This window comes from Psychrobacter cibarius, from assembly GCF_016107535.1.
GTDB lineage: Bacteria > Pseudomonadota > Gammaproteobacteria > Pseudomonadales > Moraxellaceae > Psychrobacter > Psychrobacter cibarius.
The window spans coordinates 1-23,787 of sequence record NZ_JABASQ010000010.1 but is presented as its reverse complement, the minus strand read 5'-3'; the positions used below and the strand labels follow the sequence as shown (position 1 = coordinate 23,787).

The window sequence follows — 23,787 nt, the reverse complement described above, 5'->3', positions numbered from 1 at the left end:
AAGCAGTAAAGTAGTATCGAACGCTCACCGCATCCTAGTAAAACTTATAAAACCACCAACTTGGTCAGCAAAATAACGGTCAATACCCAAACTGGGATCGTAATTTCAGAGAATTTACCGGTCATCAGTTTTACCGCGGTAAAGGTGATAAAACCAAGCGCAATACCATCAGCGATAGAGTACGTCAGCGGGGTCAATAACAGAACAACCGCTACAGGAGCCGCCTCTGTCAAATCTTCCCAGTTGATTTCTTTTAGGGTAAATAACATCAGTACCGACACATAGAAAATCGCGCCAGCTGTAGCGTAAGCAGGAATCATACCAGCCAATGGTGCAAAGAAAATACTCAGTACAAACAATACGCCAACCGTCACTGCCATCAGACCTGTACGACCACCTGATGCTACTCCAGAAGCACTCTCAATATAACTGGTGGTCGATGACGTACCCAACATTGCACCAGCGACCGTAGCAGTAGAATCCGCCAGTAGCGCTTTGTCCATATTAGGAATATTACCATCTTTATCAATCAAACCCGCTTTATTGGCAATACCAACCAAACTACCTGTCGTATCAAATAAATCGACGAATAAGAAGGCAAAAATAACGCTGATCATACCAACGTCAAACGCACCCGCAATATCAAGCTCCATCAATGTTGGTGTGATAGATGGCGGCGCAGACATGATGCCAGCAAACTGTGTATGACCTGTCAACAAGCTAATCACGGTGATAACCAAGATACCAATCGTCACGGCACCTGGGACTTTTTTATAGACCAAACCAATAATAATAAAGAAACCCAAAGCAGCCATCATAGGCGCAAATGAGGTCATGTCACCTAGCATCACCAATGTCGCATCACGACCGACAATGATACCTGAGCTCTGTAGCGCAATAAATGCTAAGAAAGCACCAATACCTGCCACAATACCTTGCTTAAGACTGTTTGGAATGGCGTTGATAACCCATTCGCGAATCTTAAATAAACTCAAAATGATAAACAAGCAACCCGATAAGAAAACAGCACCTAGCGCAGTTTGCCAAGCGTAGCCCATACCCAATACAACGCCGTAGGTAAAAAAGGCGTTCAAACCCATACCTGGTGCGAGTGCCACCGGCAGTCTGGCATAGATACCCATAATAAAGCAGCCTATTGCCGCTGCTAAACAGGTGGCAACAAATACCGCCCCTTTATCCATACCAGCTTCCGCCAATACGTTGGGGTTGACAAAGATGATATAAGCCATGGTCAAAAAGGTGGTTATACCGGCAAGGATTTCCGTTTTGACTGTGGTGTTTTCACCATTAATCCCAAAATAGCGTTCAATTGCATTCATAAGTGTCGCGCCCAGCTTGCTAGTGAAAGAACAAATTTATTGATGCCTAAAATAAATATGACGTCAGCCAATGGATGGCGACGTCATTATCAAAAGACAGCGGTAACAAGGTGCAACATTTTAGAGAAGTTGCGGTACAAATTCAATCATTACCAGTGCCTTATGGGTACAAACCCACCTTTTCAGTCAATTAAGACATAACAGCCAGACAATATTTCAGACATCCACATATAAATTAACCTTATACTATGAATTGTACAAACAGCTGTTAATTATTTGGTATTTAACACTTTAACAAATGACCTTTTCGACATTTAGCAGTACACTAGGCGGCTGATAGCAATATGCATCATGACTGTCATATTATATTTTCGTTATTAAAGATCCTATCTGGTCTGCGTGTCGCGCCATACCAGCTATTATTAATTACCCATGAGTCCCATACATGCCTGAATCATTAAATATTATCGACCTTATTACCCAAGCCAGTCTCTTGGTGCAGATTGTGATGGCATTATTGTTATTGGCGTCTTTACTCAGCTGGGTAATTATCTTTCGTATGAGCGCGCGGCTTGGTACGGCCAAAAATTTCGATCAACAGTTTGAAACTTGGTTTTGGTCAGGTGAAGACTTAGCCAAGCTTTACCAAGGCGTGCAAGGTTCTCCTGAACGCCAAGGACTTGAGCAAATATTTTATGTGGGATTTTCTGAATACTTAAGAATGCATAAAAAGCGCCAACCCAAAGATGACATCATCGATGGTGTTGAGCGCAAGCTACGAGTCGGTTTAGGACGTCAACAGCAATTATTAGAATCAGGACTGACCACGCTAGCGAGCATTGGCTCAGTCGCGCCTTATGTTGGATTGTTCGGTACAGTTTGGGGCATCATGAACGCCTTTTTAGGGTTGTCACAAACGGAACAAGCGACCCTCGCCTCTGTCGCACCTGGTATTGCCGAAGCACTAATCGCAACCGCTATGGGCTTGTTTGCAGCGATTCCTGCCGTACTGGCGTATAACCACTTTACCGCCAAATCTAGTCGCTTGTACGATTCACGTGCTTTATTTTGTGATGAAATGACGGGCATGCTCCAGCGCGAGACCAGTGCAGAAAGCACTGTTGGTAGAGACAATATCGCTACGAGAGAAACGACATCTACGGCCAATCAGGCACAAGGACTATGAAATCATGAAACAGAGTCCCTATCGCCGTGAAAAAAAAGCGCTAAATGCGGAGATGAATGTCGTTCCTTATATCGACGTGATGTTGGTGCTGCTTGTCATATTTATGGTCACAGCGCCCATGCTGATTACGGGCGTCGATGTTGACTTGCCAAAAGAGCAAACCAATACCATGAGCCAAAGCCAACTACCCGTCATTGTGTCCTTGACCGATAGTGGCGATATTTTTATCAGTTATGAAGACAATGTCGACCTGCCGATTAGTGAACCAGAGCTGATTGATACTCTATCTAACTTACAAAATCAAAGTAACGGCGCTGGGGCGCAGCCCGTACAAGTGATGATTAATGCCGATCAAAACAATCAATATGGCGCTATCATGACACTCATGGCCACCTTACAACAAGCAGGCATTCAAAAGGTGGGATTATTAACAGGCGCACCCTTGCCCACACCATCATTGTAATAAATCCTATTCCTCGCTCAGCTTGCTATAATAAAGTAGATAATTTGATGAACCTCGTCCTTGAGTATCTTTACCATGCATAATGCTCCTGTCGTTTATGTACCGACCCAACCTGAAGGCAATGGGCTAACATTGCCTACGCTACTTAGCGTGCTGGCACATGGTCTCGTGATTGGGATACTCGTTTATACTTATCAACACACTAAAACCGACACTGTGGAAAGTATTGAGACGGTCATGGTCTCCCCTGAGCAATTGGCTGAAATGCAAGGTCAAATCCTTGCCAATCGTGCAGCGGCAGCTAGCGCGATGCAAGCTGAAACTAGTACAAGCAGTGCGTCGAGCACCTCATCGTCAGAAAGTTTTAGCGATAGCGCCAGTCAGCCAAACTCGCAGCGTGTACCTGTCTTTACGCGCTCTAACGATCCTGCCAGTCAACCAATGCTGATGAGTGAAGAGCAGCATCAACGCTTGTTCGAGCAAAACCAAGACTACGAACGTCGAATGGCAGAGTGGGCAGCACAATTAGATGAGTCGGTGACAGAAGAGCATGGTCAGGTGGAGCAAAACAAAAAAGAACAGCTAATAGAAGAACAAAATCAGCTTAAAGATCTCCGTATTAAACAAAACAATCCGCCTCATATTCCACGCCCGATTGCGACTGATAAAAATTTAAAGATTAATACAGGTGATTCTGGTAGCGCAGGTCAGAGATATGATCTACAAGCAGACGGCAACTCAACAACATCTAATGGTGGTAGTAGCAGTACCTCTCGTTCTACTGGTGAGTTCAAAAGTGCTATATTAAGTAAAATACAAAGCAAACTTGATACCCCAATCGAAACACAGGGTCTAACCACGTCATTGTCGCTCAAATTAGATACCAGAGGCAACGTGAAATCTGCAAAGGCTAGTGGTCCAAATGCTGTCGTCAACCAAGCAGTTGAACAAGCTGCACGCGCTGCTAGCCCATTGCCAATTGATTTAGACAATCCTGAAAGTTTTGCAAATTTGACAATCAACGTTACTATTAATTGATTTTGCATAGCCTCTAATTCTATATCATTAATGATTTTCTACTATCTTAAGGTTCTGGTTTATGAGTTTAAGCAAGTGTCATATATTACGTAATACCTCAACTTTGCTGCTATTGCTATCTTTCTCTATACTACCTAGCTACTCTGTCGCTGGCACATTACCAGAAAGCCATAATGTCCAAAATGAGTTTATGGATCAAAAAGCCTTGTTTGCCGCTATTACTACTAGAAAAAATGATTTAAGTAATGAGAGTCATGTAACAACAGCTATATTAGAAAAAATTAAACGTAATATTACTCTACCCACTGCTACCCCAGAATCAACAACTACTTTATACTTTAAGTTGGATGAAAAAGGTAATGTGTTATCTGTTAAGGCTCAAGGTGCAAATCCTGCTGTAAATCAGGCAGTGGAAAAAGCTGCTCTATCTGCTAGTCCATTACCCATTGGCTTAAATAAACCTGAAAGCTTTAAAGACTTGATAATTAAAATTAACGTTCAATAAAAAACACCTAACGTTGTACAGTTAATCTCACTATAAATAATAATTAAGCCTGTATGATGAACCAATTATTTCTATTTTAGGATATTACTTCATGAAGCTATCTACACATTCTATCCTTCGTGCCACTTCAAGCCTGTTGTTAATCACTCCCTTGTTATCAGTGCCTGCTTATGCCGCTGAATCAATGGTGCTCGATATGACTGTCACCGCGCCAAGACAACAAAATCAAGTCGCCTTTGTGCCATTTGCTGGTGATTCTGTATTATCGCCGATTATTCTAAATGATTTAAGCAAAACAGAGCTAAAAGTGACTAGCAAAGATCTACCACAGCAGCCGCGCAGTAGCAGCGAGCTGGCAGGCACATTGCCGGTATGGCAAAGCATGGGGATTCCTTATCTAGTGGTCGGCAGCACCCGCAGCAATCGCGGTAAAATAGTAACCGATTACGAAGTGATTGACGTTAAATCTGGTAGAGTAATCGAAGGCAAACAAAGTTTAACGGCTGACAATAACAAAGAAAGTATGCGCTATGCTGGTCACGTCATCGCTGATAAAGTATATGAGCTAATTACTGGTACGCCAGGTGACTTTTCAGGGCGTATTGCTTATATTGAAGAGACTGGTACTGGTAAAGAAAAAGTCTCACGTTTAAAAGTGATGGATGCCGATGGCGAAAATGCCAAAACCATTACTGAAGTAACTGGTTCTATCTTTTCACCAACATGGTCACCAGATGGCAATCGTATTGCTTATTCCGTACAACGTGATAAATCTTATCCCGTTATTTATGTACAAAGTGTGAGCGGTGGCGGTGCAACTCCGTTAACCCCCTTCCCTGGCAGCAATCTCAGTCCATCATTCTCTCCTGATGGCAGCAAGATATTATTCTCTAGTAGCTTTGAAGGCAGTGCCGATATTTATGAGATGAGTGCCAGTGGTGGTCAACCTAGAAGGCTTATCAATTGGCCAAGCAGCGAAGTGCAACCAAGTTATGCGCCTGATGGCAAATCCTTTGTTTTTGTATCAGACAAAACTGGATTTAACAAACCACAGATTTATCGTTATGAGTTTGGTTCAGGACGTACTACTAAGGTATCAAGTAGCGGCTATGCCACCAGCCCGCAATTTAGTAACGATGGCTCACAAATTGCCTTTTTAAGTGGTCGCTCAGCGGCGATCATGAATAGCGGCGGCGCGGTCACTACTAACTTGGGCAATACGGGTATCGATGAAGCGCCAAGCTTTTCGCCTAATGGTAAGCGTGTCGTTTACGCTTCAAAGCAAGGTGGCAAAGGCGTATTAACCATCAAATCATTGAATGGTGGCGAGTCGTTTGGTAAGTCTGGTCAAGGCACGATTCGCTCACCAGTCTGGTCATCTAGTCCTAAATAAACCCTCTCTCTCATTATCTTTCTTAATCCATAAAGCCTTGCTCATAAAAAAGCGCCTAATTATTTATTAGGCGCTTTTTTATGAGCAAGGTACGGTTAAATCATTTCGCTACTAGCATGTATTGGACAATTATTGACTAAATTAGTAAACACCATTAATCATCACTCGGATCACCCGCTGATGGATTTGGATGCCGCAGTTTTGCCACATCTTCAGCAGTCACGGTATCGGTAAAACCATTTAGGTCACTGACCACATATTGAGTAACCGCCGCCATCTGTGCATCGTTCATCATTCCATGGAATGAGGGCATGCCACGAAAGCCATTAATCAAGATATCGATGATGTAATACTTTGATTGCATCTTACTGTTATTCGCCAGTGGCGGATAATAGCCTGCACCGTAAGCACCCTCGCCTTTGTGCATGTGACAAGCCGCACAAGAGTCGTGATACAGCTTTTTGCCATCTGTCGTCACAAAGCCATTTGTGCCTTCAAACTTTGCGTCCCATTCAGTAATACTTGGGTCGTCTTCCATATTGGGCAATGAGCTGTCGTCGACAATATTGATAGCAGGTGCAGTAAGCTCCTCACGGCTCATATAAACGCCGCCCCACGCACCCGTATTTCGGCTTGCTTGATAGTCATTGGTTGTTAATGAATTCTGATCTTGCACACTGGAAACCGTCACTTCATCATCTGACCGTTGACTACAGCCCAACAGTGCTGCACTGCTGATCCCACTCAGCAGCATCACCGTCAGCAGTTTGAGTGTCATGTTTTTCATGACTCTTTTCTTCAAGATTGCTTTCTCCGCGATTGCCTTCTTCACGATTGCATTGTCCATGATAGCCTCTGAATCTTATAGTTATTTATATAACCCAAGCGTTATTAAACCAGCATTTTTGCTTTTTTATGTAGGCGCTTTGCGGCATCCATACCAGATAAAATAGCGCCTTCTTGCCATGCCGGAATATGTGAGCAATGTTCGCCCGCCAGCACAATACGATTATCAATACTGCACAAGGTATCGTAATGCTGACGACGGGTCGACTCATTCCAAATACCGTAACAGCCGAGCGTCCATGGGATGCGGTGCCAGACAACTGATGTCCCTGCGCGGAATTCTTTTGGATACTGAGGATGGATGTATTTACCATAAGCAAGGGCAACATTAATACGTTCTTGCGGCGTTAAGGTATTAAACTTATAAGACGTCGGACCATAACCATACGCACCGAGTAGCACGCCCGTACCATCTTTAAACATATTTTGTGAAGGATAAGCAATTTGCGCAATGGGCATGTCGGTATAAGTCAGACCACCAAATATCCATTCATCTTCTTCCCAAAAGCGGCGGTTGAACTCTAGACCAACTTTATAAGAGGTTTCATAAGGCACGGCGGCCATCGCCTGCTTCATTGGTTTTGAGACATTGATATCCATCTGCGTTAATACAGTTAATGGAATATTGCACACGCACCAATCTGCACGAATGGTCTTGGTGGCACCATCTGGGCTGTTGCTGTCTACATAATCGACAGTGACGCCACTGTCATCTTGATGAATTTTAGTAACTTTTGCATTAAACTCAATCATATCGCGGCATTCACGGGTGAACGCATCACCAATTTTCCCCATACCACCTACTGGCTGAAACATCGTCGGTTGATGACCATAAGTCATATGGTTGCCATAAATATCTGCCCACATACCTGAATCTAGTATCTCACTAATCGGCAAAGGTTTTGATGGCGTCGCATCAGGCATCAAGCCACCACCCGGAAACACACTAAAGCCTCGATGTTTACTGGTTTCATTACTGGCGCGGTAACGATAATCTTTATCTAGCACCCCCCAGCCTTTTAAGCCTTCTAATAGCTTTTCTTTGTCCTCAGTATTGACCGAGCGATCAAGACCACCGACATTAACTGATTTCGATAGCAGCTCTGCAACATGACCTTGGATGTCGTTTTTCACATCACCCAAGCGCTGCGGCACACCGTCGAAATGAGTACTGCGATGCAAATAAGCACGATCATTGGTTTGAATAAAGGGCTGCATTTCAACGCCAAACTGTTTGCAATAATGGAAGACGGCATAATGATGGCTTGGCAGACGCCACGGTCCACCATTAAAATAATTGCCCTCTTCAAAATCACAGGTGACTTCTTCGCCGCCAAGCTCGGTATATTTATCACCGCTGTTCAATGTCCAGCTACGACCGCCGCCACGATTTTGATATTCGAGCACTTTGACATCGTAACCCGCTTTACGTAACTCATAAGCTGCAGTCAGCCCGCCAAGACCCGCACCAAGAATGACGATACTAGCGCCAGGAGGTGCACCTTTAAGATCCATGGTCTCTTTAAAACTCGACTCTGACGCGAATCCTAATGTCGTCATCGCCTGATACATCGCAGTCGCGCCCGCTGTTTTACCAATCATCGAGAGCAGTTGGCGCCGCGTTGGTGATTGAAGCATGTCTTTCATAATAGTGTCCTTAAAGTAGACGTTCCTGCAAGATGGTAGGCATATGTATTATTAATCAGCTCGGATTAGTTCTACGTCTGTTTTTCGAGCTGTTGTGCCTTACCATATTGCCTGTAGATCTTGTCCTATAATAAATATGTAAATCGTCTTTATAAAATCAATGAGTTAACGACGGCGCCTAGACCGCAAGATGGCTCGTATAATAAACACAATGATAATAATAGCCACGATGATACCGATTACTGCCAGTAAGCCCGCATATTTGATTAAGAAGGGCTTGTCAGTACCTGTCGTTGCGATACGGTCAACATCACTAGCACTCACCTCACTACTGTTGAGACCACCAAAATTCACACGCACATAATTGGTAATACCAGCGATTTGCTCGCTATTTAGCTCATCTGAGAACCCTGGCATGATAGGTGATGTGTTAGTCGCGCCTTCTACCCCATGAAGGATCATATTGACCAGCGCATCAGGTTTCTCACGGCGAATACTGCTGAGTCCAACGATAGGAGCGTAACGCGCATCAGGCTGACCATAACCGTCAACGCCGTGACAGCTACCACAAGCTGCCAAATATAGCGATTCTGGTGAATTGCTGCCATTACTCACCTGTACTTTGGCTTGGGCTAAATAATCTTTTTGCGCCAGTAAATCATGAGTGATAGATTCGCTAATGGGTGTTGGTAAACGCGAGACATCAACGGCTGCGACCTTATCATCTGTTTGGATAGCAGGCACCGCTTTTAGATAAGAAGCAATGGCATTCAAATCTTCATTTTTTAAGTAGCGCGTACTATGTGCAACCGCCTCGCCCATAGGACCACCCGCATAGGCACGCTGGTCAAGCTCACCAGTACGCAGATAAGTGACGATATCTTGTTCACTCCAACTACCGATACCGCTCGACTCGTCAGACGTGATATTTGGTGCATGCCAATGACCAAGCTGAGCACCTGATAGATACATTTTTTTATTGAAACCCATAGTGCTATTACGCGGGGTATGGCAAGTGCCGCAGTGCTCTAAGTTATTGACAATATATTCACCACGTTGCTGCGTCTCGGTGAGACCATCACGGTTTTCAGTAGACGGGACATTGAGAAAATTCCAGCCAATCATTAAGCTGCGAATGTTAAAGGGAAATGGCAGGTCAGTTTTATATTTCGGTGCTTCATCGACAGCAGGTACGGTTTGCAGATAAGCAAACAACGCACTGATATCTTCTTCTTTCATGCCACTATAAGAAGGATATGGCATGGCAGGGTAAAGCATATGGCTTGGCGTACGACCTTTTTGCAACGCAGCCTTTAAATCCTTTTCGGTATAATCGCCGATACCATAACGTTTAGACGGGGTAATATTGGTTGAGTAGATATCTCCCATCGGCGTTTCGATCGCTTTACCGCCAGTATAATCTTCGCCATGACATGCCATGCAATCGGCCGCACGGGCAATGTAAGCACCGCGATTGACAAGCTCGCTATTGGCTGGACTAATATTAGGTAAACTGGCATTAGGCAAGCTAGCATTGGCTAGGCTGGTATTGACGACGCTTGCGCCTTCAGCCATCGCAGCGCTGGAGGTCATACCAATGACGAGCATCGATAACATCACAGAAAGTGGCTTCATAATATCCTCATATAGCGGGCACCTAGGGTGTTGTAATTATTATTAGGATGAATGATTGAGATGAAACATTTTATATTGAGCAAGCCTTAATGAGTGACGACTTGTTATACTCAATTGATAGTCCATTAAGTGAGGTAGCAAATCATCCAGTAAAATAGCGTGACAAAAGTAATTTCATAAGCGTAGTTACTAAATGATGTCTACTCACTCTACTAATGTAAGACTATTTCGCTACTATTACTTAATGAGTAACGTATTGGTCTCAAATTTTTACAAAACGTAAAGAACCGCATTGTCATTATCAGTTTTTGATAACGTAATATATTTTTTTATATTGTAATAATAGGTCATTTAAATAATACCTTTAAAATCAGTAACTAAAGTTCTATTTTTTGGGTGCATATCTTTTATAAAAAACCTATCATTATAGATAATTGTCATATATGCGCTTCATTTTTTGTCATCATCGATTTTAGTTGTACATAATAGATACATAGACTTAAGTTAGCACTCGCTTTTTTTACCAGTCAGATTTTTATAATGCTACGAAACAAACTATTGCACCGCACCATATTTTGTTTATGATAGGCGCTATTTCCACATTGCCGATCGCCGCCTGAGACACCACTATGAAGTTACCAATCCTTGCTTATATACTTACATCAGCCCTGTTAATGACAGGCTGCCAATCATTTCAGTTTGTCGACAGCCCTATCCCTGTGAATACCACCCCTACCAATAGCATCTTGGTCAAAAATACGCCTGCCACCACTGTGCAAGTTCAAAATAATACCAGTACAAAAAATCAAAAATAGTGCCATCACACTCATAAAATAAGCAGAAAAAAGGCAGATATCGGTTTGATATCTGCCTTTAATGTTTAATAAATTACCTTGAATGATCCAATAGCCATTCATTTCAAGGGCGTGCCGCCGGCTGATGCTTGATAATTGTCTTGGCCAAATGATCGCCGAACCAAATAGCCGTATCAATATCTCCACGTCCTGGCGTTTCCTCAGGGGGACCATCAAGCGACTGGGTCATCAAGCCCAAAAAGCTAGATAAACGGTTTAAATCATGAGCCTCATGACCTGTCGGCATCAGCGGTAATCCAATCCAGTTCATGCCATGCTGCATCGCATACAAAGAAATCTGCTGCAATACCGCCAGCTTATCACCGCTCAGCCCACCAGAGTTGGCAAAAGCGGCTGCCCACTTGCCTTCCCATTTACGATGATACCAGCGCTTTGAGGTTTCATCCATAAAAGTCTTAAATTCAGCAGTGACACTACCCATATATACGGCACTACCGAAAACCAGCAAATCCGCCTGATCCAAATAATCCCAGTCAACCTTGTGGACATCAACGGCTTTGGCCTGTGCTGCTGGCAATTGCTGGCGCGCCCCTTCGACGATCGCTTCAGCGACGCGCTTGGTATGACCGTAGTTGCTATGATAAATAACAGCAATAGCTACAGTCGGTATGCTATCAGTAATGGACGGTTTGGCAGGTGTATTCATACAAACTCTAATAATAGCTATAAATGGTTAAATAAAAACAATATAAGTTCAACAGTTAATCGCGCGCAACAGCAAATAGCGTAATCCTAAGCAGCGCCACGTACAATGACCAGCGCCATTCGACCTGTAGCAGGCTGCTGCAAATGCGTTTGACGCCGATAAGAGTAATAGTGGTCATCAGCATAACTACAGCTGCTAGATAATGTGTCATCTACTATAACGCCCGCCGCACTAAGCTGATCCGCTGCCAACTTTGGTAAGTTTAGCTTGATTTTCATTGCGTCAACTTTGTCACAGCTTGACAGCTTATCAACCGTATCCTGTACATGTTGAGTATTGCTATCGCCTTTAATAGTAGCCACAGAATCTATGACATATAACGAATCAAAATGTTCAATACTGGCTGTGTTCAATAACTTATTTTCTGTGCAACCTTTCAATAATTGATTGCGAACTTGAGCGCCAACTTCATAGCTGTCTTGACTGATACAAACACCAATCCAAGCTTCGATTTGTCCCGATTGCGTAAAACAGTGCACAGTCGCTTGAATAACCCCGCAAGCCAGACCTTGCCAACCCGCGTGAATCGCTGCCATTTGACCACTGGCTGGCTGATATAAGACTATCGGTACGCAGTCAGCCGTCATTATTGCCAGCCCAAGCCCTTGTTGCCGACTGACCATCGCGTCAGCAGACATTGGCATCATACCTAGCGCTGTGCCATCAATATCATGAATTTGCTTACCATGAACTTGGTTAACCCAGTGTAAGCGTTTGATGGGTACCTGTTGGCATGTCGACGATGAGGGTACAAGCTGCTCATTGATGGCAGATAATAAACGCATGCGATTGCTCAGTACTTTTGCAGCATCGTCATTGACATGCAAACCTAAATTTAGTTCACCATAATTCGCTTGACGTTGCTGTCGTACTAGCTGTTCTGTGGGCTGGTCTTGTGCGTCAACGTCATCGCTTGAAAAGGCAGCTGTTTGAAAAACAGCCACATCATCAATCTGTGCAAGCAATGTCATAGGAAACTGATGAGTCATGGCTAATTTACCGTCTTAATGAGTCATTTTTATGTCACGGATCGCTATTTACTACTAGGCTCTGTTTTTTACAAGCGACTTTACGCTCTCGCCTACAAGGAGCGGTCTACTCGTCATCATAGCCATCACTTAGCACAGCCATTAACTGCTGCATATCTTCAGGCAGTGGTGTGGTAACTTCAATATCTTCACCTGTCGTTGGATGTACGAAACCCAGTGTGTAGGCATGCAAGGCTTGACGTGGAAAATTATTAATCGCTTGACGTTGTGCTTCTGTCAGTCCTGCCCGCAATTGACGACGACCACCATAGACACGATCACCCACTATCGGATAAGTAACATGACTTAAATGCACACGAATTTGGTGAGTGCGTCCCGTTTCAAGACCTACATCCAACAGGCAATAATTGCCATTAAGCGCGGTCACATTCAGTAAATGTGTCACAGCTTCGCGTCCTGCCGTCATTACCGTCATTTTAGTACGCTGATTACGGTGACGACCGATTGGGGCGTCAATACGGCGATGGCGCGATAGACTCGCTGCGTCCCCTGCTACCACACATTGATAATGACGATAGACCGATTTGTCCTTTAGTTGCTCCATCAGCGCAAGCTGTGCTGGCTTGGTTTTACCAATCAACAATAACCCTGAGGTATCTTTATCAATACGGTGCACCAGACCTGCACGCGGCAAATGGTGCTGCTGCGGATAGTGATACAGCAGTGCATTAACCAAGGTGCCGGTTTGGTTGCCCGCACCAGGATGCACTACCATGCCAACAGGTTTATTGATGACCAATACGTCATCATCTTCATAGACCACATCGATGTCTATATTTTCTGGTTGATCTTCACTATGCTGCTCTAATGTGGTCGTTAACTGCATCACATCACCCGCTCTGACACGAATTTTCGGTTTTTGCACGCCACCGTTATACAGTAGGCTGCCATCACTGATCCAACCTTGTAATTGAACACGTGAGAAATCGGTAAATATTTTTGAAGCCAATTTATCAATACGTAAACCTGCTTCGTCTTCTATAACCGTATGCGTCATATTAATAATTACTGGCACCACTTGACCGGCGGCTGACGCTTCATCATCGTCGCTATCATCAATGTCGTCAGCATCTTCATCGCTGCTATCTATCATATCGTCGTCAAGCACATCACTATCTTTTAGCATAGCTTCTTCTAAAACATGATCGCTATGGCTTTGCTCATCAAGCATCGACTGATTATTGTCAGGTAATTCACTATTATTTAAAATGTCATTTGGCATCGGTGACTCTTGTGCTGATGAATCAGTCTGTCGTGATTGATTCGGTGGTAAATGGGTAGTCATAGCATTATTATTCATAGCAGATTTATATATGGCAAAGCGCCTAACATGGTTTTGAAAGGTAGCTTTTGAGAAAATTTCTAATAAAGTGTTAAGCGTAACGCTATAAAAAACAAAAGGCCATTCGCTATCAATCACTTATCATAAAAGCGATCGTCGTCGAAAAAAGCGGAGGCAATACCGTGCTAGTGTATCACGCCAAGCGCCTAAGCCCTATAGAAGCTGTGTGTTATCTGTCATTTTTTGATTATACCGCAGCGAGCGTCAGCGCCGTACTTAACTCTCTAAAATATGACATTGCTGTAATTTACTGTATATTTGTCAGTGTCAGCGACATTCGATATCGCTCGTGACAGCAGCTCATGTTAAAATGCCAAACTGACATGCGCTGGTGTACAGCTCATTGCGAGCAGCAGCATATCGTATATGCGTTGCAGTAGACTAATAACTGTACGATACTGACTCAAATTCGATGAGCACGATTGGATTAAGTACAATATAGATGGCGAAAAAATAGACGAAGCAAACGTTATTCTATAAAGTATAGCCATATTTTGCTGTATGCTATGCCACTGTATGCTTATCGAATTTTTATTAAAAGCATTTGGTTTGATATAAACCCTATGCCATCAAGCGTTTTTTAATAACGATAACTGGTATGTCCGATGATTGACATAGTAGATGACAGACCACTATTGATGCCTACGCATCGTTTTTTATCATTAACCTAATATCTAGTATGATAGCGTCGCTGCTATTATACGTCTTGTGTCGGAGAAGAAGTATGCAAGCTGTTGGCAATACGTTTATCAAACTGTCCTCAATAACCCTACTTGCGCTAAGCGTAAACTTAGTGGGCTGTCAGACTTTCAAAAACCTGACTGGCGGTAAAGACGTCGATGCAGTAGAAACTGCCGAAAAATCAGAGCAGAATTATTATAACGACGCCATTACCCAGATTGATAAAGGCCGCTATACACAAGCCATCGAAGATTTGACCAATCTGCGCACTTTTTATCCTACTGGACAATACGCTGAGCAAGCATTACTCGACATGATGTACGCACAATATTCCAGTGGTAAGTATGAAATGGCAGCCGCCAGCGCTGAGCAATTTATTAACCTATATCCTTCTAATCCGCAAGTCAGCTACGCTTACTATGTGCGCGGCGTCGCCAATATGCAAGGCTCATCAGAAGGTCTGAAACTGTTTAAGCTCAATCAAGCTGAGCGTGATACCGCCTATTTACGTATTGCCTTCGCTAACTTTCAAGAGCTTATTAACAAGTACCCTAACAGCCCTTACGCGCCAGATGCCGCTCAGCGCATGACTTTCATTTATAATCAGTTTGCTGAAAGTGAGATGAGTGCAGCCAACTGGTATATCGAGCGCGAAGCTTATGTCGCTGCTGTTAACCGTGCCAAATGGGTGTTTCAATACTATCCACTTAGTGAATCCATCCCTGACGCAATCGCGGTCTTAGCTTATAGCTATGACAAATTGGGTATGTCTGATTTGGCAGCAGAATACAAAACTCTATTGCAGATTAATTATCCCAACATGTTAAGTGCTGATGGACGCGTTAAACTCGACACCAAACGTGAGCGTTCTTTCATCAACAAATTGACTTTTGGACAGTTAAGTCGTTTTAACAAAGATACTTCATCAGTTGCGACAGGCGACTATAACGGCGCGACCAAAACTCAGGTTATTCGTAACGCCAGTCAATTGAGACTGCCAAGCGATAATGCAGCAGCAGCCAGTGCAGCGCAAGGTACTTCACCTGTGCGCGCCAATACTGGCATCAATGTCGGCTTGGGTCTGCCTGAAGCCTCCGCTGAGCGCATTACTAGCCAATCGAGCACTGGCTCTACGGCAAGAGAAGCCAATGTCGATCCGCAAAACACCAATCCTGTACGCCGTACGACATTGCCTGTTCAAGGGATTGATATCCTGCCAGCAGATGTCGATATGAATGATGAATAAATACGCTAGATTTGAGGCAACCTCTCTCTTTTAATTAAGAGAACGTCTCTTCTTTTTAGTACATCAACGCACATCATGAAAAAAATAAGGTCAACGACAGAGTTGGCCTTATTTTTTCTGTTTCTGTTTCATTATCTATGCCCAATATTGTTTGCGCCCAATATTGCCTATGCTTAAGATAATACACCTATGGTAAACTGTTTTTTGCATGAGTATTCCAAATCACATTCTCGACCAATTAAATAGCCAAGCTGACTTAATCAGTATCATTGGGCGTCATACGACGCTTAAACGTGCTGGTAGTGAGTTTAAAGGCTGCTGTCCATTTCATGGTGAAAAGTCGCCCTCTTTTTATGTCAATCCACAAAAAAACATCTATCACTGCTTTGGCTGTAGCGTCGGCGGTAATGCCATCAGTTTTTTACGCGATTATGAAAATTTAACGTTCATTGAAGCGGTCAATGAGCTATCAAAGCAGACGGGCATCGAAGTCCCAAAAGAAGAGCAACAAAACGTCAGCTACCAGCGCCGTGCACCAAAACCGATTGCACCACCGTCAATACCTAGTCCGACTATCGACGCTAAAAGTCCTGCTCAAACAATTGATGTACCTTCTATTAACGCTACTTCGGCTATTCAGCAACAAAACCAGTACGGCGATACCGATCAACCCGTTTATCACGATAGTAGCAACGGCTACGATGAGTATCCACCGCTAGATGCTTACGACTCAGCGTCTTATCCAGAAGATTCTTATGGCACAGACTACCAAGATGATAATAGCTATCCACCAGCATGGTTGACAGGTGGCGATACTGACGCTGCGGCATTGTACGATGATCATAGCGTTTCCGATAAAGACGGTAATCTGTATGAGCTGTTAGAGCAAATCCAGCAGTTTTATCAGCATAATCTCACCATTCATCCGCATGCTAAGCACTATTTTTTATCGCGTGGTATTACAGAAGACATCTTTGAGACCTTTGGCTTAGGCTATGCGCCCTTTGGGTGGCAGCATCTTGAGCATCAGTTTCCACAAGATATTGAAGGCTTAAAGGCGCTTGGTTTGGTGCGCCAATCAGAGTCAGGGCGCGATTATGATCTACTCCGTGATCGGGTCATTTTCCCGATTCGAGACAATCAAGGACGCACCATTGGTTTTGGTGGGCGGGCGCTCGATGATGAAGTCAAACCTAAATATATCAACTCATCTGACTCGCCCGTTTTTCATAAACAGCATGTGCTGTATGGCTATTACGAATCACGCCAACAACGTGCCGACAGCTGGCTAGTGGTCGAAGGCTATATGGATGTGATTGCCCTCTATCAAGCGGGTATTTATGGTGCTATCGCTTCGATGGGTACGGCGATCAATGAAAGCCAAATCTCGCGGCTATTGACACTCAATCCAACGCTAATTTTAAGCTTTGATGGCGATAGCGCAGGACAAAAAGCGGCTTGGCGTACCCTTGAAGTGGCTTTGCCAGTACTGGCCGATGATAAAGAACTGCGGTTTTTGACCCTACCAAATAATCATGATCCTGATACGTTTATTAAGAGTCAGGGCGGCGATGCCATGCGTGAGCAAATCGCGAATGCCATGCCATTGTCACAGTATATTTTTGCCTATTTAAGCGAGCGTTACGATTTAACCTTGGCAGAAGGCAAAGCCAAGCTCATGTCGCAAGTACGTGCCTTGACCACTGCATTACCTAAAGGCAGTAGCTTTCGCTATTTGCTGAACAATGACGTCTATCAGAAGCTGGGTGGTAAACGTAGCCAAAATATCGAAGCCAAAGATGCGCTGCTAGATTTTGATGGTGACATGACCATCAGTCAGCAATTGCAACTTTGTTTTTTGTTTCAGCCACGTGCCTTAATTGAAGACCCTATCGAAGCCATTTGGCAGCAGGCAGGTATTAATGATTTACAGCTGCCAGCACACATCAAGCAAAAAGCCGCGCCTGACATCTTGCGTCCGCTTGCTTGGGAAGATCTGCAAGATACCGACCTGCTGGATATCGTTAGCACCATCAAACGCTGCCTGAATCATTTACCCAAAGATGCCAACGCCGCCGCACACTTTATATTGTCTAATGTCAAACCAATCACCCAAGACACACTTAGCCGTAGCTGGGGCGGATTTTATAAGACATTAATTGGCAGAAATATTTTGAGCTTGGATGAGTTGATCGAAAACTTGGTGATGCAGTTGCTCAAGTTACATCTGCAAAAAAAGACGCAAGAGCTTATCAAAAATCCTGATCATATCAAGCTGGCGATTGTCCGTAAGCAGTCGCAATTATTAAATGATTGGCTACGCGCGCAGCAAGCTGAGCAGTCAGCGCAGATGGCGACGGTGAAATCTTAACGTTTGCCATTATTTTTGCTAAAAAATCTCTAACCCTTTAAAAGTATAGCGGCTGCCCCCACTACTAATGATTATGCCCAATAGCATGTATTGCCATTTAATCATTTGGCTGATATAAAATAATCGGTAAAAAATGGTCGGTAGATATCACTACCTCGTGCTTGATTACGCTGGTGTGTGTTAAACTGTGTCGCTAACTATTTATAGCCCGATTTAATAGATGACGATAAATCCGCCTCATTAAGCACAAATTTTAGATATTATTTTGAAGTATCCGTTTTTAGGTACCGTTATTTTTATATATTATTTAGATAATGTTATCTTGAAGAGTTTTTAGCGTTACTAATTTCTAGCAGTTTTTTAGCATTGTAATTGTAGTATTTTGAGCCTTTATTCATATCAACTCATTTTTGATATTATTGACAACCTCTACGCCATATTTTGATGAATCGATTGATTATATCAACGCACTGAGCGACCGATAGCGCGTCACAATATAAAAATGTCCGATGCAAGTAAGCGAGTATTTATGAACGATAAGTCAGTTTCTAAGTCCACATCTCAACTGGCCACCTTAATCCAAATGGGTAAAGAGCAAGGGTATCTCACCTATGCTGAGGTGAATGACCAACTGCCCGACTCTATTACCGAAAGCGATCAGATCGAAGATATTGTGCAAATGCTGACCGACGTTGGTATCAAAATCTTTGAATCTGCGCCTGATGCCGATGACATCTTGATGAACGACGATTCAAGCGATGATGACATGGCAGCGGATGAGGCAGCGGCGGTATTGGCCTCTGTTGAGACTGAGCCGGGTCGCACCACTGACCCTGTGCGTATGTATATGCGTGAAATGGGTACGGTTGATCTATTGACCCGTGAAGGTGAGATCGCCATTGCCAAGCGTATCGAAGAAGGCATTCGTGACGTACAGCATGCGATGTCTTACTGGCCGGGCACCGTACAGTTCGTCCTTGATGAGTATCAAAAAGTACAAGATGGCGAAAAAAAGCTTTCTGACGTCATTACTGGCTTTTTAGATCCTGAGACCGAAGCAGACAAAATCGCTGCCCAAGAAGCAAAAGAGGCAGCAAAAGAAGAACGTGAACGCATAAAAGAAGAGAAAGAAAATCCGCCTGTGATCAAAGCAAAAGCCAAAGCAGCGGCGCTTGATGATGAGGACGAGGATGAAGACGACGTTGAAGAGGAAGCTGAAGAAGAAACCAGCGGTATCGATCCTGAAGAAGTACGTCTGCGTCTAGAAGAAATCGAACACTTATTTATTAAAGCCAAGCAAGCCTTGCTAGATTATGGCCGTGGTAGCACAGAAGCAGATACTGCTTATGCCTTACTTGCCGAACGCTTTATGATGCTAAAGTTGAACAATCGCTTGTCAGACCAAGTCATGGCTATCATGCATGATGTCTATGATGATGTGCGTAAGCAAGAACGTCAAATCATGCGTTTGGTCATTCGCCGTGGACGTATGCCACGTGAAGAGTTCCGTAAGACTTTCCCTAGCAACGAAACCAACGTTGATTGGTTGATTGAGCGCATCAAAGGTAAGCCTGCGTTTGCTGGTACGCTAGAAAAAGTCACTGATGATGTTATTTTATTGCAACGTCGCATTCGTGACTACGAGCAACAGCTCGACATGAAAATCCACGATATGAAAGATGTCGCGCGCCGTATGGCAGTCGGTGAAGCAAAAGCTCGCCGCGCCAAAAAAGAAATGGTCGAAGCTAACCTGCGTCTGGTTATTTCTATCGCGAAGAAATATACCAACCGCGGTCTACAATTCTTGGATTTAATCCAAGAAGGTAACATCGGTCTGATGAAAGCCGTCGATAAATTTGAATACCGCCGTGGTTATAAGTTCTCGACCTATGCGACATGGTGGATTCGTCAGGCAATTACCCGCTCTATCGCTGACCAAGCACGTACCATCCGTATCCCTGTGCATATGATTGAGACGATTAATAAAATAAACCGTGTCTCACGTCAATTGCTACAAGAAATGGGACGCGAGCCAACGCCTGAGGAGTTAGGTGAACGCTTAGAGATGGACGAAGTTAAAGTCCGTAAAGTACTGAAAATCGCCAAAGAACCTATCTCTATGGAGACACCAATCGGTGATGATGAAGACTCGCATCTAGGTGATTTCATCGAAGATGGTACGATCTCAAGCCCTGTTGATGATGCGACCGCAGCTGGTCTGCGTGAAGCGACTCGTGATGTATTGGGCAATCTGACTGAGCGTGAAGCACGCGTGCTAAAAATGCGCTTCGGTATCGACATGCCAACCGACCATACCTTGGAAGAAGTGGGTAAGCAGTTTGACGTAACACGTGAGCGTATTCGTCAGATTGAGGCAAAAGCACTGCGTAAATTGCGTCATCCGTCACGCTCTGAGCATCTGCGTTCGTTCTTAGAGAATGATTAATCATAAAGCAAACTAAGCACCAATAAAAAAGCCGAGTTTATCTCGGCTTTTTTTATACTTTAAAAGCTCTAGTTAATTATTTAGCATATTGAAGAATGCAAAAATCACGGTTTGATATCTGACCGCTTACGTATTAGAAACCAGTGCTCGTTTATTCATATTAATAACTATCACCTCTATTTCTTCGACACCGGTATATCCATGGGAAATATCTTTCCAATATTCCTTTAGGGCTGGTGCTAGACCTTCAATACTGACTTTTTTACCTTCAACCATCCAGTTTTTTTCAGTATTTAAGGAAATCAAAAGAAATATACCGCATCCTGCTGATTCTTCTCTTAAATAGTCGCCAGCCAGCTGGTTTCTTAGTCGCTCACATAACTTTCTACCGCTCCAGTTTTTATCAAGTAACTTTAACTCAATAGGCACTGGGGATTGGACATTTGGATTAGCAAGCCTGATATCCATTCGCTGGTCATTAGCCAATTCAGGCTCTTCAGCAATGGTATAGTGATTCTTACTGTTCTGATTTAGGTAGCCCGCTATGAGGGTTCTGACTTCATTCTCTTCTGCCGCTTTTTGCCAAGTTCGCCACGGACTGTCATTACCATTCTCTATCCAACCTTTAAGCGCATTTAACTGTTGTACAGCCAACTCGAAAAGCTGTCTATGTGTTCGAGGAGGTAATACTTTGGATTTATGAAATTCTTTAAACTGCTCGGCAGACCACGGTATTAAGTTTCCATATCTCTCCGCCATTTCGTAAGCTCGTCTTTGAACTAACAGCTTTTGAGATCCATCTTTATATTCTTCAGAAATTTGCTTTAAAGCATAATAATTCGCTTTGCTTGGTATCTCTACCAAATAGTGTAATAATTTATCTCTAGCATCTTGAGCATCATCACGAATGGTCGGCGAATATACGCCTTTGCCAGCTCTCTGTATATCATCGCTTGGCTTAATATATTTATGCATCAGCATATAAAGAGTTTTCAAATGAGGGGCTGTCTTAAATTTTCCTGCGTAATACACTGTTTTCTGAGTATAAGTTCCACCTAATAATGCTGTGATAAATATCGCAGCAACTTGCTGAGCATCTTCTTCGTTCAGCAGTAGTAGCCAGCTCTTCAGCCTTGAGATACCACTATTTGCATCATTATCAACCAATAGTGCAAACCACCAAGCCACTTCTTTATAGTTATCCGCATTAAGTGCTATATATTTATCAGCTAGTATGGCTAGCTTTCCAGATTCAACACCGCCCTCAATCAATATCTTTACACAGTATTCTTTACGAATAATAAGTGGACTGGTACGACTCATCAAATATTTTAATACTCTGCCAGCCATCAATTCATGAAGCCAAGGAGCATGACGAATCAAGTCCTGCAAAATATGACTCAAAGAACCCTCAGAACTACAGGTTTTTAACTCCCAAAGTAGCTCTTTCCATATAGCATCTTCTGTGGCTTTTGGAAACGCTCTATGCACTCTTTCAAACCAACTGGGAAAACCGTTAATATCCCAAGTAATGTAACGCAATGCTGTATTAAGGTCGTTAGTGTCTAAATAGTTGGGGAAACCACTGATTTCATTGGCTTCAATTTCTAGACCAGATAAAGCAATTAATAAAGCGGCAGGAATTGAATTATCAAAATTCTGTTCTGATTTTAATGGGGGTCTATGACTTCGCCAATAATTCATACAAAAGTCTTTGTATGCTAGAGCAACCTCTTTACCAAACTTGGGAGTAAGACTTCTCCAGTCACTATAATGCTGACGAGTAATATTCGGGCTATCTTTTTCTAGCTCTCTTAATAGCCATAAATGATGATCTGTAATATTGTTTTTCCCTTCTGGAGGGCTACTAATCTCCGATGGATTATTGCTTAAATGTGTTATCCATTCTTTGTCATTTTTTTCTCGATCTTCTTGTATTTTCTTAAACTTTTCACGACTTATCTTTAATTCTTCTTCATACTTTTTCATTGTTTCACTACTTTCAGGATTCAGTAATCTTTCTAATTTATCCTCAAGTACACTATTTCCTGATACAGCTTTACGCAAATCTTCCAACATATTAATGGGACAGTCGCTCTGATGATATATTCGATAAGCATTACCAAGTGCGACTAGCTTATCATTATCTAGAGTTCGTGACCCGATATACGCTAACATTCTTGAAAAGTCAGACGTTTCAAACCTCCAGTAATTTTGCCTATAGAATAGATGTAAGTCATGATTAAATGACTTATCGTTCCTACCAAATTTTTTTCTTGCGTCTTCTACGCTATGCCAGTACAAAGCATCATTCATTTCAACCCATTGAGGTAATATACTGTGCAGATTATTCTTACACGTATCGACATATATTCCCTGATGAAACTCTAATAAGACTGCCTTAATCAACATTGAAAACGATACCTCTGATAAAGCGTATCTATTCCTTGTCAAAACCAATCTTTCTATACACTTCAATGACACGCTCATCAGCCAAGCATCTTTTTTTGACACCTCACACTCTTCTTTTTGAAAAAAATCATTTACATTCAAGTAGTGATATAACTTATTTAATAGATAATAAACAACTTCACCATCTGCATGATCAATAAATCTAGACATAGATCTAGTCAAACCTGTTGGCATAAAATCATTCGGTTCGGCTAACTTAGCAATTCCATCAATAATAAAATCAATAGTTGCGGTATTTGGTTCAGCATCAACAACTAACTCTGATAGCAACCATCTTGGAATCTCTTTATCAGAATTATTGACACCTTGCCATACAGCATTCTTCTGTTCTCGACTTCCGCAAGACATAACCGCTTTGGCTGACATGGTTCTCGTATACTTATCTTTATTATTATCGATAATTATAGGTATCAATGCATCGACACATTTAGCCATTCCACCTTGAAGCACTAATCGGCTGAGAAATAAGATAATATTGTCGTTGCTTTTATTGAACCGCCCCGACTTTATCGGAGGCTGGTTTACTTTAGTCAGGCAGCAATGCCT

At 43.0% G+C, this 23,787-nt stretch carries 17 protein-coding genes; 9 read left to right on the top strand and 8 right to left on the bottom strand.

The features are described 5' to 3' along the window. Positions 1-44: 44 nt before the first annotated feature. A complete protein-coding gene (locus JFC08_RS07720) occupies positions 45-1,340 on the bottom strand; it encodes an NCS2 family permease (RefSeq protein ID WP_055124161.1) in 1,296 nt (431 codons plus the stop codon). A gap of 445 nt (positions 1,341-1,785) precedes the next feature. Between JFC08_RS07720 and tolQ the strand changes: the two genes are divergently transcribed. The 5 genes from tolQ (at position 1,786) to JFC08_RS07695 (ending at position 5,925) form a co-directional block, all read left to right on the top strand. Further along, a complete protein-coding gene (gene tolQ / locus JFC08_RS07715; RefSeq protein WP_045446198.1) occupies positions 1,786-2,526 on the top strand; it encodes a protein TolQ in 741 nt (246 codons plus the stop codon). A gap of 4 nt (positions 2,527-2,530) precedes the next feature. Continuing rightward, the gene (gene tolR / locus JFC08_RS07710) at positions 2,531-2,989 is read left to right on the top strand and encodes a protein TolR (RefSeq protein WP_193009187.1); all 459 of its coding nucleotides are present in this window, start codon (positions 2,531-2,533) and stop codon (positions 2,987-2,989) included. A 60-nt stretch (positions 2,990-3,049) separates the two neighbouring features. Further along, positions 3,050-4,027, top strand: a complete 978-nt coding sequence (locus JFC08_RS07705; RefSeq protein WP_227697698.1) for a cell envelope integrity TolA family protein — start codon at positions 3,050-3,052, stop codon at positions 4,025-4,027. Between the two features lie 61 nt (positions 4,028-4,088). Continuing rightward, entirely contained in the window at positions 4,089-4,532 is a 444-nt protein-coding gene (locus JFC08_RS07700; RefSeq protein WP_193009188.1) for a cell envelope integrity TolA family protein, read from the top strand. 91 nt (positions 4,533-4,623) lie between these two features. Continuing rightward, positions 4,624-5,925, top strand: a complete 1,302-nt coding sequence (locus tag JFC08_RS07695; RefSeq protein ID WP_109591351.1) for a PD40 domain-containing protein — start codon at positions 4,624-4,626, stop codon at positions 5,923-5,925. A gap of 154 nt (positions 5,926-6,079) precedes the next feature. Here the strand turns inward: JFC08_RS07695 and JFC08_RS07690 are convergent, their stop codons facing one another. The 3 genes from JFC08_RS07690 to JFC08_RS07680 all read right to left on the bottom strand — a co-directional run bounded on the left by JFC08_RS07690 (position 6,080) and on the right by JFC08_RS07680 (position 10,053). Next, positions 6,080-6,712: a c-type cytochrome gene (locus JFC08_RS07690; RefSeq protein WP_045446189.1), complete on the bottom strand. Its 633-nt coding sequence runs from the start codon at positions 6,710-6,712 to the stop codon at positions 6,080-6,082. Between the two features lie 104 nt (positions 6,713-6,816). Then, positions 6,817-8,418, bottom strand: coding sequence for a flavin monoamine oxidase family protein (locus JFC08_RS07685; RefSeq protein ID WP_045452247.1), 1,602 nt, complete (start codon positions 8,416-8,418; stop codon positions 6,817-6,819). Positions 8,419-8,583: 165 nt separating this feature from the next. Continuing rightward, the gene (locus JFC08_RS07680) at positions 8,584-10,053 is read right to left on the bottom strand and encodes a cytochrome c (RefSeq protein ID WP_198330307.1); all 1,470 of its coding nucleotides are present in this window, start codon (positions 10,051-10,053) and stop codon (positions 8,584-8,586) included. Between the two features lie 629 nt (positions 10,054-10,682). Here JFC08_RS07680 and JFC08_RS07675 point away from each other — a divergent pair. Then, positions 10,683-10,868, top strand: coding sequence for a hypothetical protein (locus JFC08_RS07675; protein WP_193009190.1), 186 nt, complete (start codon positions 10,683-10,685; stop codon positions 10,866-10,868). Between the two features lie 103 nt (positions 10,869-10,971). Here the strand turns inward: JFC08_RS07675 and JFC08_RS07670 are convergent, their stop codons facing one another. The 3 genes from JFC08_RS07670 to JFC08_RS07660 all read right to left on the bottom strand — a co-directional run bounded on the left by JFC08_RS07670 (position 10,972) and on the right by JFC08_RS07660 (position 13,968). Then, entirely contained in the window at positions 10,972-11,574 is a 603-nt protein-coding gene (locus JFC08_RS07670; protein ID WP_193009191.1) for a flavodoxin family protein, read from the bottom strand. Positions 11,575-11,660: 86 nt separating this feature from the next. Further along, positions 11,661-12,623 carry a purine nucleoside phosphorylase YfiH/LACC1 family protein gene (locus JFC08_RS07665; RefSeq protein ID WP_198330306.1) on the bottom strand — a complete coding sequence of 321 codons (963 nt, stop codon included), beginning with the start codon at positions 12,621-12,623 and terminating at the stop codon, positions 11,661-11,663. Positions 12,624-12,729: 106 nt separating this feature from the next. Continuing rightward, entirely contained in the window at positions 12,730-13,968 is a 1,239-nt protein-coding gene (locus JFC08_RS07660) for an RluA family pseudouridine synthase (protein ID WP_193009193.1), read from the bottom strand. A gap of 781 nt (positions 13,969-14,749) precedes the next feature. Between JFC08_RS07660 and JFC08_RS07655 the strand changes: the two genes are divergently transcribed. The 3 genes from JFC08_RS07655 (at position 14,750) to rpoD (ending at position 20,769) form a co-directional block, all read left to right on the top strand. Continuing rightward, the gene (locus JFC08_RS07655) at positions 14,750-15,952 is read left to right on the top strand and encodes an outer membrane protein assembly factor BamD (protein WP_193009194.1); all 1,203 of its coding nucleotides are present in this window, start codon (positions 14,750-14,752) and stop codon (positions 15,950-15,952) included. A 208-nt stretch (positions 15,953-16,160) separates the two neighbouring features. After that, positions 16,161-18,323: a DNA primase gene (locus tag JFC08_RS07650; RefSeq protein WP_198330305.1), complete on the top strand. Its 2,163-nt coding sequence runs from the start codon at positions 16,161-16,163 to the stop codon at positions 18,321-18,323. A gap of 529 nt (positions 18,324-18,852) precedes the next feature. Beyond that, positions 18,853-20,769, top strand: coding sequence for an RNA polymerase sigma factor RpoD (gene rpoD / locus JFC08_RS07645; RefSeq protein ID WP_045452235.1), 1,917 nt, complete (start codon positions 18,853-18,855; stop codon positions 20,767-20,769). Positions 20,770-20,895: 126 nt separating this feature from the next. Here the strand turns inward: rpoD and JFC08_RS07640 are convergent, their stop codons facing one another. Then, a complete protein-coding gene (locus JFC08_RS07640; protein ID WP_198330304.1) occupies positions 20,896-23,607 on the bottom strand; it encodes a hypothetical protein in 2,712 nt (903 codons plus the stop codon). Positions 23,608-23,787 lie beyond the last annotated feature (180 nt).

What these genes read in the sequence shown, in the direction of transcription:
- JFC08_RS07640 (WP_198330304.1), bottom strand. Translation starts at nt 23,607, where the DNA reads ATGTCAGCCAAAGCGGTTATGTCTTGCGGAAGTCGAGAACAGAAGAAT.
- JFC08_RS07695 (WP_109591351.1), top strand. Translation starts at nt 4,624, where the DNA reads ATGAAGCTATCTACACATTCTATCCTTCGTGCCACTTCAAGCCTGTTG.
- JFC08_RS07670 (WP_193009191.1), bottom strand. Translation starts at nt 11,574, where the DNA reads ATGAATACACCTGCCAAACCGTCCATTACTGATAGCATACCGACTGTA.
- JFC08_RS07720 (WP_055124161.1), bottom strand. Translation starts at nt 1,340, where the DNA reads ATGAATGCAATTGAACGCTATTTTGGGATTAATGGTGAAAACACCACA.
- JFC08_RS07685 (WP_045452247.1), bottom strand. Translation starts at nt 8,418, where the DNA reads ATGAAAGACATGCTTCAATCACCAACGCGGCGCCAACTGCTCTCGATG.
- JFC08_RS07675 (WP_193009190.1), top strand. Translation starts at nt 10,683, where the DNA reads ATGAAGTTACCAATCCTTGCTTATATACTTACATCAGCCCTGTTAATG.
- JFC08_RS07700 (WP_193009188.1), top strand. Translation starts at nt 4,089, where the DNA reads ATGAGTTTAAGCAAGTGTCATATATTACGTAATACCTCAACTTTGCTG.
- JFC08_RS07690 (WP_045446189.1), bottom strand. Translation starts at nt 6,712, where the DNA reads ATGAAAAACATGACACTCAAACTGCTGACGGTGATGCTGCTGAGTGGG.
- tolR (WP_193009187.1), top strand. Translation starts at nt 2,531, where the DNA reads ATGAAACAGAGTCCCTATCGCCGTGAAAAAAAAGCGCTAAATGCGGAG.
- tolQ (WP_045446198.1), top strand. Translation starts at nt 1,786, where the DNA reads ATGCCTGAATCATTAAATATTATCGACCTTATTACCCAAGCCAGTCTC.
- JFC08_RS07660 (WP_193009193.1), bottom strand. Translation starts at nt 13,968, where the DNA reads ATGACTACCCATTTACCACCGAATCAATCACGACAGACTGATTCATCA.
- JFC08_RS07655 (WP_193009194.1), top strand. Translation starts at nt 14,750, where the DNA reads ATGCAAGCTGTTGGCAATACGTTTATCAAACTGTCCTCAATAACCCTA.
- JFC08_RS07650 (WP_198330305.1), top strand. Translation starts at nt 16,161, where the DNA reads ATGAGTATTCCAAATCACATTCTCGACCAATTAAATAGCCAAGCTGAC.
- rpoD (WP_045452235.1), top strand. Translation starts at nt 18,853, where the DNA reads ATGAACGATAAGTCAGTTTCTAAGTCCACATCTCAACTGGCCACCTTA.
- JFC08_RS07680 (WP_198330307.1), bottom strand. Translation starts at nt 10,053, where the DNA reads ATGAAGCCACTTTCTGTGATGTTATCGATGCTCGTCATTGGTATGACC.
- JFC08_RS07665 (WP_198330306.1), bottom strand. Translation starts at nt 12,623, where the DNA reads ATGACTCATCAGTTTCCTATGACATTGCTTGCACAGATTGATGATGTG.